Source organism: Prevotella koreensis (genome assembly GCF_003977605.1).
Classification (GTDB): Bacteria; Bacteroidota; Bacteroidia; order Bacteroidales; family Bacteroidaceae; genus Prevotella; species Prevotella koreensis.
The window spans coordinates 520,188-532,430 of sequence record NZ_RYYU01000001.1 but is presented as its reverse complement, the minus strand read 5'-3'; the positions used below and the strand labels follow the sequence as shown (position 1 = coordinate 532,430).

Genomic DNA, 12,243 nt, shown 5'->3' with positions numbered 1-12,243 from the left:
CAGTGTATAAACAAGAAACGATAAAGCCTTACAATCAAGGCGAGGACAAAACAAAGCAGGTGGAGGAGATGTTTGACAACATAGCCCCCACCTACGACACCTTAAATCACCGTCTATCGTTAGACATTGACAAGGGATGGAGACAGAAAGCGATAACTCAACTATCTGAATACAAGCCGCAAAAAATGCTCGACATAGCCACCGGTACCGGTGATTTCGCAATACTGGCAGCACAGATGCTCCGACCTGTTTCGCTCATCGGTGCAGACATCTCCGAGGGCATGATGGAAATAGGAAAGAAGAAAGTTAAGCAAGCCTCGCTTGAAAATATAATATCTTTCAAAAAAGAAGATTGCTTGAAACTCACATTCGCCGACAATACTTTTGATGCCGTTACAGCAGCGTTCGGAATAAGGAACTTCAAAGACCTCGACAAAGGACTTGGCGAAATGTGTCGTGTACTGAAACCGGGAGGACATCTGAGCGTCGTTGAACTATCGCAACCCGTGAACTTTCCAATGAAACAACTGTTTCGGATATATAGTCACACGATACTGCCAATCTATGGTAAACTGATTTCAAAAGACCAAAGCGCATACAAATATCTCACGGCTACTATCGAGGCATTCCCACAAGGTGAGACAATGATAGGTGTATTAAAGAAAGCCGGATTCCGAGAGGCGAAATTCAAAAGACTCACATTCGGAGTATGCACACTGTATCTGGCAACGAAGTAAAATTTTCATATAAGCCACATTAATATATATTATTGATAAGACATTATGGACAAGTATGGTTTGATAGGATACCCTTTGGTGCATTCGTTCTCACAAAATTACTTCAATGCGAAGTTCGAGAATGAGAGAATCAACGCGCGCTACATCAACTTCGAGATTCCCTCGATAGACGACTTGGCAGAAGTACTGGCAAGAAATCCGGAACTGAAAGGACTTAACGTGACAAGACCTTACAAAGAAAAAGTGATACCATTTCTTGACAGTATCAGCCCGGAGGCAAAATCCATCGGGGCGGTGAACGTGATAAGGGTAAGTCGTAAAGGCAGCAAAACCATACTGAAAGGTTTCAATAGCGATGTTATAGGATTCACCAAGAGCATCGAACCGATGCTGGAGAGTTGTCATAAGAAAGCGATGATACTCGGAACAGGAGGCGCATCAAAGGCTGTTGACTACGGACTGAAATCCCTCGGCCTTGAAACAATGTTCGTAAGTCGCTTCAATCGTCCCGGAACAGTAAGATACGACAATATCACTCCTGAAATGATGAAAGAGTATAACGTCATTGTCAACTGCACTCCATGCGGCATGTATCCGCACACCGACGAATGCCCTAACCTGCCATACGAAGCAATTGACGAGCACAACATACTCTACGACCTTCTATATAACCCGGACTTTACACTCTTTATGGAGAAAGGTGCAGAAAGAGGTGCTACGATAAAGAACGGACTTGAAATGCTACTACTGCAAGCATTTGCATCATGGGAGTTCTGGCATGGATAGAAAGACAGATAATTTTTAAAGAATCACTCATATAAGAAACATAAATGAATAGTTCAGAAAGATATATGATGCGCGGAGTGAGTGCGGCAAAAGAAGACGTACACAACGCGATAAAGAACATTGACAAAGGAATTTTTCCATTTGCATTCTGCAAGATAATCCCCGACATCCTCGGCGGAGACCCGGAATATTGCAACATAATGCATGCAGACGGAGCAGGGACGAAGTCAAGCCTTGCGTATATGTACTGGAAAGAAACCGGCGACCTATCCGTATGGAAAGGAATTGCCCAAGACGCAATAGTGATGAATACCGACGACCTTCTGTGTATTGGTGCGGTGGATAACATTCTTGTGTCAAGCACTATCGGGCGTAACAAGATGCTTATTCCCGGAGAAGTTATATCGGCAATAATCAACGGAACAGACGAATTGCTTGCAGAACTCAGAGCATCAGGAATAGGAATACACCCAACCGGAGGCGAGACGGCAGATGTTGGTGACCTCGTAAGAACGATTATAGTAGATTCCACCGTGACATGCCGAATGAAACGAAGTGAAGTAATCGACAACGCTAACATACGTCCCGGTGACGTAATCGTAGGTCTATCTTCCACAGGACAGGCATCATACGAAAAGCGATACAACGGCGGAATGGGAAGCAACGGACTTACATCGGCACGCCACGATGTGTTCTCAAAATATCTTGCGGAGAAATATCCGGACAGTTTCGACCACAGAGTGCCGGAAGGACTGGTATATAGCGGTGCCTGCAAACTTGAAACTCCGGTATCAGTAAAATACAGAACTCCCGACTCACAGGAAATTTCACAGAAGATAACCGCAGGTCAGTTGGTACTATCACCAACCAGAACATACGCACCGGTGATAAGGAAAATGCTCGACTATATGCGAGGCAGAATACACGGAATGGTGCATTGCACAGGCGGGGCACAAACAAAGGTTCTTCATTTCGTAGGAGACAACTGTCGCGTGATTAAAGATAACATGTTCGATGTTCCACCGCTTTTCCAACTTATAAAGGAACAAAGCGGAACAGACTGGAAAGAGATGTATAAGGTATTCAACATGGGACACCGCATGGAAGTTTACCTTAATCCTGAAGATGCCGACCGCGTGATTGAAATAGCAGGAAATTTCAACATCGATGCACAGATTGTGGGACATATCGAAGAGGGTCGTAAGAGTCTCACCATAAAGAGCGAGTTCGGAGAATTCGATTATTAATAACACAATAAAAACGTATCACTTACCCACACCCCATAACGACAATGACAGAGAATAACAATATACTACAAAAACTCGATGGCCTTGAGGCTCGCTACGAAGAAGTTACAACTCTAATTACCGATCCGGCAGTGATTGCTGACCGGAAAAGGTTCGTGAAACTCACCAAGGAATACAAGGATCTCGGAGACATCATGAACGCAAGAAAACGATACATCGACTGTCTGAACGGAATAAAAGAAGCAAAGGACATCCTTGCAAACGAGAGCGACCCTGAAATGAAAGAGATGGCAAGAGAGGAGCTTTCGCTTAACGAGCAACTGCAACCGAAACTGGAAGAAGAAATAAAGATTGCACTGATACCAAAGGATCCGGAGGACAGCAAGAACGTACAGATGGAGATACGTGCCGGAACGGGTGGCGACGAGGCTTGTCTCTTTGCCGGCGACTTGTTCCTGATGTATAAGCGTTATTGCGAATCTAAAGGTTGGCAACTTTCTGTGACCGACTTCAATGAGGGTGCAGTAGGAGGATATAAGGAAATAGACTTCGCCGTATCGGGGTCAGATGTTTATGGCACGCTAAAATATGAGTCGGGAGTGCATCGTGTGCAAAGAGTGCCCGTAACCGAGTCTAATGGAAGAATGCAGACATCTGCTGCAACAGTGGCGGTGCTGCCTGAGGCTGACAAATTTGAGGTGAACATCAACGAAGGAGAGATAAAATGGGACACATTCAGAAGCTCGGGAGCGGGCGGACAGAATGTAAACAAGGTGGAATCCGGTGTCAGACTGAGATATATGTGGAAGAATCCGAACACCGGAGAGACGGAGGAAATTCTGATAGAATGTACCGAAACGCGCGACCAGCCAAAGAACAAGGAACGCGCATTGTCACGTCTATACACGTTCATCTACGATAAGGAACACCAGAAGTATGTCGATGACATAGCAAGTCGCAGAAAGAGCCTCGTGTCAAGCGGCGACCGTAGTGCAAAGATACGCACCTACAACTTCCCGCAGGGACGTGTCACCGACCACCGCATCGGCTTCACAACCCACGACCTGCAAGGATTTCTCGGTGGAGACATACAGCCAATGATTGATGCACTGATGGTTGCCGAGAATGCCGAAAGAATGAAAGAAAACGAACTATAACCTCATAGGAAAGACAATGACAAGAAAAGAGATTACAGAACAGATTTTCAAAAAGAAATCGTTCCTATGCATCGGATTAGATACCGATATTAAGAAAATACCGAAGTCACTGCTTGACAACGATGACCCTATCTTCGATTTCAACAAGGCGATAATAGATGCCACCGCCCCATACTGCGTGGCATACAAACCTAATCTCGCATTCTACGAGGCTGCCGGAATAAAGGGAATGATTGCCTTTGAAAAGACAGTTGAATATCTTAAGAAAAATTATCACGAACACTTCATTATTGCAGATGCAAAACGTGGAGACATAGGTAACACGAGTGCGATGTATGCACGTACTTTCTTTGAGGAATACGATATCGATGCACTCACCGTGGCACCTTACATGGGAGAAGACAGTGTTGCACCGTTCCTCGGCTACGATGGTAAATGGGTGGTGCTGCTGGCACTGACGAGCAACAAGGGTAGTTACGATTTACAACTCACAGAAGACAAAAGCGGTGAGAAACTGTTTGAAAAGGTGCTTCGGAAAGCACAGGAATGGGGAAATGATGAAAATCTCATGTTCGTGGTCGGAGCAACACAGGGCAGAATGTTCGAGAATGTGAGACGCATTGCACCGCACAGTTTCCTCCTCGTGCCAGGCATCGGTGCACAAGGAGGTTCGCTCGAAGAGGTGTGCCGTTTCGGAATGACAGACGACTGCGGTCTGCTTGTCAACTCGTCGCGCGGTATAATATATGCCTCTTCCGGCAACGATTTCGCAGAAGTTGCGGCAAGCAAGGCAGAAGAGGTTCAGCAGCAGATGCAGGCTCTGTTACCATCTTTCAAATAAGTCGAGCGAGCCGCCGAGGGTGACAATCACTATGACGATGTTGCGCAGCGTGACGATGACGTTCCTCACGTCGCCCTCGCTCAATGACGTTTCCCTGACGATGCGCTCCACGAATCATTTCGAGGAGAACTTCAGCGGAGCCTTCTGCACGGCACAATAGGCCTTCTGTCCCTTGCGCGGCCCTATGTGCATGATGCTTTCAATCACATTGAATACCGGCATATTGTTTGTTGTTTTAAGTTATGAAAAAAGGGTGTAGTTCGCCTTGGAGCGGCATCCCGTTAATATCATTGTTCCGCATCTGCTTTCACACTCCTATAAGGACTCCTCGTGCACTCCTATAAGGACTCCTCGTGCACTCCTATAAGGACTCCTCGTGTACTCCTATAAGGACTCCTTGTGCACTCCCATAAGGACTCCTCGTGCAAGTTGTCCTCTTGAGTTTTTTAAGAGGCGGTTATATAAGATAAAATGGTGGAGGAACAAATATCCTTCACCATTTTATAATTATATTTGATTGTTATACATAGCGAAATGGCATATAACAACTATTTCCGGATATTCATTTCGCGATTTAGTTATCTTTCTTTGCCGTGGTATTCTTTTTTACAGTCTTCTTTTCTGTAGATTTCTTGACTGCAGACCTTTTATTTTCAACCTTATCAAGTTGTAGTTTCAGTCGTTCCTCGGCAGTTTGAAGTTTCTCCACTTTTGCCTGCAACCTCACAATCTCCTTTTCTTTCATTGTTATTTCGTCGCCTTGATTCTTTATTGTGGTGAGCAGAGAGTTGAGTTCTTCATTATCTATCTCATCGGGGTAAAGGCTGTTGACACGGTTAATGAAATCGCCAAGCACATTCATGTAGTTTGTGAATGCATCAAACGGAGAACTGTATATTCCACGGTCGAGCCCGATAATCGATGACTTTGTGGTCATGAAACGGAAATTGTTAGATGCCTGCAGATAGTCCCAGTCTTGGTTAATCTTAGGGTCATTTGCAATTCGCACACGATCGGCAATACTATATAGTTTGTTGAAAGCCTCACGCTGCATTACATTGCCAAGCCAGGCAGAAATGTCGCGTTCTTCATTTACCCACGACATGGGGTCTGATACGTTTATTGGGCCGACACTCTTGGTTTTCGATATTACCTCCGATGGTGTTGAGAAAGTGATGCCTCTCTGTTTTGCATACACCGGTATTGCCCGCATAAACTCAAGAATGTTTGACGACAACGGCTGTGCCACACCAAGAGCCGATAGTTCCATGAATATATTTATAACCTGCTTCTCTTCTGACAGGCGCGCTATTCGCTCAACGTAATCATCGGCAAAGAGAGGATATTTCTCCCACTCGGTGTTGCTGAAACGCAGCGATATGTCGTCAGAAAGTTCCACGTCACGAAGCAGAAGTTTCAATGCCGGAGCGAGAGAACAGTTATACACATAGTGCGGTGATTTCCATCCGAGTATATGTTTTGCCCCCTCGGTGAGCATTCCTTTGAAACCAAGTGCCGCGACCTGTGCTCCTATATCATCAGAATAGATTAGCGACGAGTTACGCATTACGGTGGGCTTTCTGCCGAAGTATTGCTCTACCTTTTCTGCTTGTTTTTTCACATCGGCAGCAAAGGCAGCCTCGTTGGCAAGTGATGAAAGACCATGACTATAAGGTTCGGCGAGAAACTCCACGCATCCCGTGCCATTGAGTTCCTGTAATTTCTCAAGAACTTCAGGTGCATGCATCTCAAGTTGTTCCATACCTACTCCCGAAAGCGAGAATGCCACCTTGAAATATCCCTCCGAGTCGCGTATCATCTCTCCCAACACATTTAGTGCCGGAATATATGAACGCTCCACGATGTCGCCTATAGTGCGCTCGTTCTCATAGTCATCATAATAATAATGGTCTGTACCGATGTCGAAAAAACGGTAACGTTTGAGATGTATAATCTGGTGTATCTCAAAATATAAGCATATTGTTTTCATACGTTAATCCCCCTTTTATCCCTTTTGGGAAGCCGTAACGGGGCATGGGCTTTCATATTTGTGTTTATTTTCCTTATTCTTCTACTTTTGAACGATACTATTCCCAACCGAGTGTACGGCGGTAGAGCGTGCGAATCCATGCTCCCACTTTCTCCCATGTAATCGTGTCCACCTCACGTTTCCCCTCTTCCTGAAGATACCTGAACAGACTCTCATTGTTACAGATAGAGTAGATGGCATCGGCAAGCGCATGTATGTCCCAATAGTCAACCTTTATACAGTTTTCAAGAATTTCCGCACAACCGCTCTGCTTGGATATGATGGTAGGCGTACCGCACTGCATTGCTTCCAGCGGAGAGATGCCGAAAGGTTCGGAAACCGACGGCATGACATATACATCAGATGCTTTCAAGCACTCATACACCTGCTTTCCACGCATGAAACCGGGGAAATGGAATCGGTCGGCAATGCCGCGTTCTGCAGCAAGGTTTATCATTGCCTCCATCATATCACCTGAGCCGGCGAAGCAGAAACGCACGTTGCGTGTGCGGTGCAGTACCATGTTGGCTGCCTCAACAAAATATTCAGGCCCTTTCTGCATCGTGATGCGTCCGAGAAAAGTAACTACTTTTTCCTTACCTGTATGGTCGGGACGCGGGATGTCTTGCAGTTCCTGTCGCAGCGGATAAACGGCGTTATGCACAGTGTAACACTTGCGTGGATCTTGGTGATAGTGGTTAATGACGGTCTGACGGGTGAGTTCTGAAACACACATTATGCAGTCGGCATTGTCCATACCGTTCTTCTCCATGCTATATACCGTAGGGTTTACATTTCCGCGCGAACGGTCGAAATCGGTTGCATGGACATGAATACAGAGAGGTTTTCCGCTTACATTCTTTGCATGTATGCCTGCCGGATAGGTCAACCAATCATGCGCATGAATTATGTCAAACTCCTCGGTGCGTGCCACAACTCCGGCAATGACAGAGTAGTTATTTATCTCCTCGTGCAGATTTTCGGGATAACCTCCCGCAAATTCCATTGCACCAAGGTCATTCACGTGCATATAGTTGAAATCAGCATATATATGCTCGCGCAGACGATAGTAATATTCGGGAGCCATAATTTTGCCCACACGCCCCTTCACGTATTCGTAGTCCACGTCACGATAGGCAATTGGCACTGCATTCATGGCAATGATACGCGCCGCATGAGTGCTCTCATCGCCGAAAGGCTTTGGCAGACATAGAGCCGTTTCTATATCGCCCTGCGCTTTCAAGCCCTCTGATATTCCGTAATTTGCAGTGGCAAGTCCTCCGAAAACATGTGGAGGATACTCCCAACCAAACATTAAAACTTTCATAGATTTCCTTATTTATATGTATATTTCTCCAGCATCTTCAAGGTGCGGAGAATCTCTGCGACATTCATTGCAAACGACATTGCCCCACGTGCACGGAAAGGTGGGTTACCGTCGCTCATCTCAGGAATTGTACCGAGACAGTTGATAAGCATTTCATCTTCGTAACCAATCATCTGTCGCTCAATAAAACTAAGGCGCGTCTGTTTATATAGTTTAAGACATGCCTCCATATAAAAACCTCCAAGCCACGGCCACGCAGTGCCCTGATGATAGGCATGGTCACGTTCCGACTGCGACCCGACGTACATAGGGTTATACCCATTGCTCTTAGGTGAAAGAGAACGCAATCCCTTCGGAGTGAGAAGTTCGCGGGTACAAATGTCGAGCACCGACTTCTGATGACTGCGGTCGAGTGGCGAATAGTCTAAGGCTACAGCAAAAATCATGTTGGGACGCACGCTAAGGTCAGACACGTTGTCATCCACATAATCGTAAAGATAGCCGTATTCGTTAAGGAAAGTGTCGTTAAAAGATTTGCGAGCCTTTTCCGCACGTTCCTCCAACAAACTCACTTCTTCAACAGAATTGTCGTAAGTAGCAAGTTTGGCGGCAAATTTCAAGGCATTATACCATAGCACGTTGAATTCAACTATAAATCCTGTACGCGGAATCACAGGATGCCCATTCACCGTTGAGTTCATCCAAGTGACGGCTTTATCCTTACCATCGGTGCGCAAAAGTCCATTCTCTTCAAGCGTGAGGTTTGGATGTCTGCCATCAATGATGAATCCAATGATGTCGCGCACCAATTTACCATACATCTTTATACATTTCTCATCGCCGGCCTCCTTTGCATATTGTTGTATCGCCCATATTGCCCAAAGCGGCACGTCGGGTTGCTCTATTTCGTATATTTTCACAGTATTCGGCTTGCCTTCCATGAACTCTCTAAGTCCGTGCTCCGCCGTTTTCATCACGAGTTCAAAATAATGCTGTTCCTCAATGGCAAGTGTCAGTCCGGGCAGCGAGATGAACGTGTCGCGTGCACGGCATTTGAACCACGGATACCCGGCAAATATATATCTCTCGTCTTTTTTCGTGCGATTATGGAATTGGTGCGCAGCGTTCACGAGACAATGGAAAAAATTATCTCGCGGAGAACGTTCTTCCACCTCCTTGTCGAATAATGTTTTCAGCGAACGCGTCTTCACCTCGCTTGTTGAGGCTGCGAATACCACACTCTCTCCTTTCTTTATGTCCATCTCGAAATATCCCGGCACGTAAAGGTCTTCGTTTGAAGAATATCCTCTCTCTTGGTCTTTTGGATATTCCATAGCGCGGTACCAATCGGGCATGAACACGAAATTGTTCTTCTTTGAGAACTGCATGTAAAGTTCAGGGTAACCTGCATACATACATGTACATATTCCATTGTCCACGTCATGGTAGTCCCTGCTTGCAACCGAGTTCTCATGAGTAAACTCTCTAACGCTGCGGAAAGCAAGGAAAGGACGTAAACGAAGTTTTGTTGCCGAATGGGCATCAACCAAGGTATAGCGTATCAGAATACAGTCTTCATAGTGTCGGAACACCACTTCTTTCTTTAGCACCACCCCACCGACACGGTAAAGCGTAGTAGGAACTTTGCCGCAGTCGAATTCGCGGATATACTTATGTCCATTAGGACTATAGTTGTTACCCTGATACCTATGCAGACCAAGATTGAACTCGGCACCATGCTGAACTACCGTGGCATCAAGCGAGGACAGCAAGACATGGTTCTCGTTGTCAAGTCCGGGTATCGGAACCACAAGCATACCATGATATTTACTCGTGTTGCAATCCACAATCGTAGAACACGAGTATGCCCCAGAGCGGTTGGTACGCAGCAACTCGCGTGTCAATGCCTCCTCCAAGTTGGTCATCATGGCCTTTTCAAATCGAAGATAACTCATATTTATATATATTCAAAAACAATAAATTTCACTTTCATAGAAAATCAACTTCATGATTGTTGGTTGTGCATGTTTTCATTCCTTATCAGTCCGGCATGATGAAGTTTAGCACCTCTTGTTCCACCTCCACACGATAACTTCCATGAATATTTTCAAGCATTCTGCCGTCTATATTGACAGGTGCATGGGGCGTACCCACAAACTCCACTTCACGAGTGCGATATGGATGCACACTCTTATGGTTGAGAATCTTTCCCGATACGAAAAGATAGAACCCCTCCAACAACTGCATCACTTCAGGGTGATAGACCACTGATACGTCAAGCAATCCATTGTATGGCACGGCATTAGGCGTCTGTCCGTAACCATGAGCATTGCCTACACACACCGTCATCACCTTGCGTTTAACAACATCACTGTTTATCTTAATGTGCATCTTGTAGTCTTTCCTCCTGAATATCAACAATACGAAAGAGAATACGAACGACAATATTCGCGAACCTAAGAAACGACGGGTCTTCTGTCGTAAGTTCATTATATCGGAAAGCAGTCCAACGTTAACACTGTTTAAGAAGTAACGGTGCTGCTTATTTCCCTGTTTGTCTGTGTATCTGATGCAACCAAGGTCTATTTTTCTCACGCGACGTTTGATTATCCATTCTATCTGTCGCTCTATGTCGCCTTCTCCCATTTCCCAAAATGATGCAAAGTCATTCATCACGCCGTTCGGTATCAGTCCTAAAGCAATCTCATCGCGTACATGCTTCTCTGCTTTCATCAAACAGTTGGCCGCATCGTTAAGTGCAGAATCGCCTCCAACAACCACTATGGTTTTGTAGCCGTTGCTCATTAGCATCGTTATCAGACGTTCCACGCTCTTGCTGTTCTCGCTCTGCACGAAGTCGTATTCCACATTCTTCTCCAGAAGACAGTGTTCAACTTTCTCCCAGAATTTATTACGACGTTGCGTAACATGCTTCGGGCAATACACTATGCCCCATCTCGACCGGTTCTCCATATTCTTATCGATTAATCGGAAATCACCTGTTGTCTTTCTCTTCTAAATTTTAGAATACGTTCTATCTTTTCCTCCATAGACAGTCTCGCATCCAACCATTTTATCTCAGTCCCTCTGCGTTCCATTCCTCTGAACCACGTCATTTGACGCTTCGCAAACTGATGGATTGCAATTTCAAGCGATCCGAACATTTCTTCGCGAGTAGTCTTTCCGATAACATACTCCGTTACATACTTATATTCAAGTCCGTAATATATAAGATCATCGGGCGACACACCACTTTCAAGTATGCCCCTTATCTCTTCCACCATACCCTCGTCAAGCCTCTGTTTCAGTCTCTTCGTTATTTTTTCTCGGCGCATATCACGGTCTATATCAACACCGATAACGAGCGAATCCATCTTCGGCATGTCCCTTTCTTCGGTAGGGTTCTCAGCATTATATGTTTCAATCTCTATCGCGCGTATTGCTCGTTGCGCCGTGTCCAAATCGGTCTTGTTGTGCATGGTGGTTTTATTCCGCGCTTTCAGTTCACGGAGGATTGCTGTCAGTTCGTCGAGTGTCTTGCCTTCCAGACTTTCTCTTAGCGCAGCGTTCTGCGGCACAAGAGAGAGAGCATAGCCTTTCAGTGCTGCCTCTATATACAATCCCGTACCTCCACATAGTATCGGTTCCGCTCCCCTACCCACTATTTCATCGTAGGCATTGTGGAAATCTTGTTGATAGCGGAAGAGATTATACTTCGTCCCCGGTTCGGCAATATCAATCAGATGATATGGTATCTGCTTTCCGTCAACAACATAGTCGGCAAGGTCTTTGCCCGTACCGATGTCCATGCGGCGATACACTTGTCGGCTGTCGGCAGAGATTATCTCCCCACCGATGCGTGCCGCAAGATGTGCCGCAAGAGTTGTCTTGCCACTTGCCGTAGGGCCAAGTATTGTTATCATGTTTGCAAAGATAAATAATTTATTTGAAAAAAGAAAGAATTTTCCTATTTCTAAAAAAATATTATTGTCTTTATCTAAGTATATGTTCATAATTAATTGTAATCATCCGTATGTTTATTTTTTTTCTTTGAAAAATCGTTCGGCATCTTTGTCGTTTGAAAAATATTGTTTACTTTTGCATTTGTTAAACCATAAA

Annotated in this window: 10 protein-coding genes and 1 pseudogene; 5 read left to right on the top strand and 6 right to left on the bottom strand. The window is 45.3% G+C overall.

Annotation, left to right across the window (positions count from 1 at the left end):
* Positions 1 to 2 precede the first annotated feature (2 nt).
* The 5 genes from ubiE to pyrF are packed head-to-tail and all read left to right on the top strand — an operon-like array spanning position 3 to position 4,768.
* Positions 3 to 737, top strand: a complete 735-nt coding sequence (gene ubiE / locus EHV08_RS02220; RefSeq protein ID WP_126677798.1) for a bifunctional demethylmenaquinone methyltransferase/2-methoxy-6-polyprenyl-1,4-benzoquinol methylase UbiE — start codon at positions 3 to 5, stop codon at positions 735 to 737.
* A 45-nt stretch (positions 738 to 782) separates the two neighbouring features.
* Positions 783 to 1,523, top strand: a complete 741-nt coding sequence (locus EHV08_RS02215) for a shikimate dehydrogenase family protein (RefSeq protein WP_126677797.1) — start codon at positions 783 to 785, stop codon at positions 1,521 to 1,523.
* 44 nt (positions 1,524 to 1,567) lie between these two features.
* Positions 1,568 to 2,770 carry an AIR synthase-related protein gene (locus EHV08_RS02210; RefSeq protein WP_126677796.1) on the top strand — a complete coding sequence of 401 codons (1,203 nt, stop codon included), beginning with the start codon at positions 1,568 to 1,570 and terminating at the stop codon, positions 2,768 to 2,770.
* A 44-nt stretch (positions 2,771 to 2,814) separates the two neighbouring features.
* On the top strand, positions 2,815 to 3,927 hold the full coding sequence (prfA, locus tag EHV08_RS02205) for a peptide chain release factor 1 (RefSeq protein WP_126677795.1): 1,113 nt from the start codon (positions 2,815 to 2,817) through the stop codon (positions 3,925 to 3,927).
* Positions 3,928 to 3,943: 16 nt separating this feature from the next.
* The gene (pyrF, locus tag EHV08_RS02200; protein ID WP_126677794.1) at positions 3,944 to 4,768 is read left to right on the top strand and encodes an orotidine-5'-phosphate decarboxylase; all 825 of its coding nucleotides are present in this window, start codon (positions 3,944 to 3,946) and stop codon (positions 4,766 to 4,768) included.
* On the opposite strand, the pseudogene EHV08_RS02195 reads toward pyrF, so the two are convergent.
* From EHV08_RS02195 to miaA, 6 genes and pseudogenes are all read right to left on the bottom strand, one after another.
* Positions 4,766 to 4,990: pseudogene (locus EHV08_RS02195) on the bottom strand (DNA-binding protein); the annotation flags it as partial. The gene pyrF and the pseudogene EHV08_RS02195 sit on opposite strands and share 3 nt — an antisense overlap.
* 352 nt (positions 4,991 to 5,342) lie before the next feature.
* The gene (locus EHV08_RS02190; RefSeq protein ID WP_126677793.1) at positions 5,343 to 6,758 is read right to left on the bottom strand and encodes an alpha-amylase; all 1,416 of its coding nucleotides are present in this window, start codon (positions 6,756 to 6,758) and stop codon (positions 5,343 to 5,345) included.
* A gap of 97 nt (positions 6,759 to 6,855) precedes the next feature.
* On the bottom strand, positions 6,856 to 8,124 hold the full coding sequence (locus EHV08_RS02185) for a glycosyltransferase family 4 protein (RefSeq protein WP_126677792.1): 1,269 nt from the start codon (positions 8,122 to 8,124) through the stop codon (positions 6,856 to 6,858).
* An 8-nt stretch (positions 8,125 to 8,132) separates the two neighbouring features.
* Positions 8,133 to 10,049, bottom strand: coding sequence for a glycogen debranching enzyme N-terminal domain-containing protein (locus tag EHV08_RS02180; protein WP_126679392.1), 1,917 nt, complete (start codon positions 10,047 to 10,049; stop codon positions 8,133 to 8,135).
* Between the two features lie 115 nt (positions 10,050 to 10,164).
* Positions 10,165 to 11,097: a diacylglycerol/lipid kinase family protein gene (locus EHV08_RS02175; protein WP_126677791.1), complete on the bottom strand. Its 933-nt coding sequence runs from the start codon at positions 11,095 to 11,097 to the stop codon at positions 10,165 to 10,167.
* An 11-nt stretch (positions 11,098 to 11,108) separates the two neighbouring features.
* Positions 11,109 to 12,047: a tRNA (adenosine(37)-N6)-dimethylallyltransferase MiaA gene (gene miaA, locus EHV08_RS02170; protein WP_126677790.1), complete on the bottom strand. Its 939-nt coding sequence runs from the start codon at positions 12,045 to 12,047 to the stop codon at positions 11,109 to 11,111.
* Positions 12,048 to 12,243 lie beyond the last annotated feature (196 nt).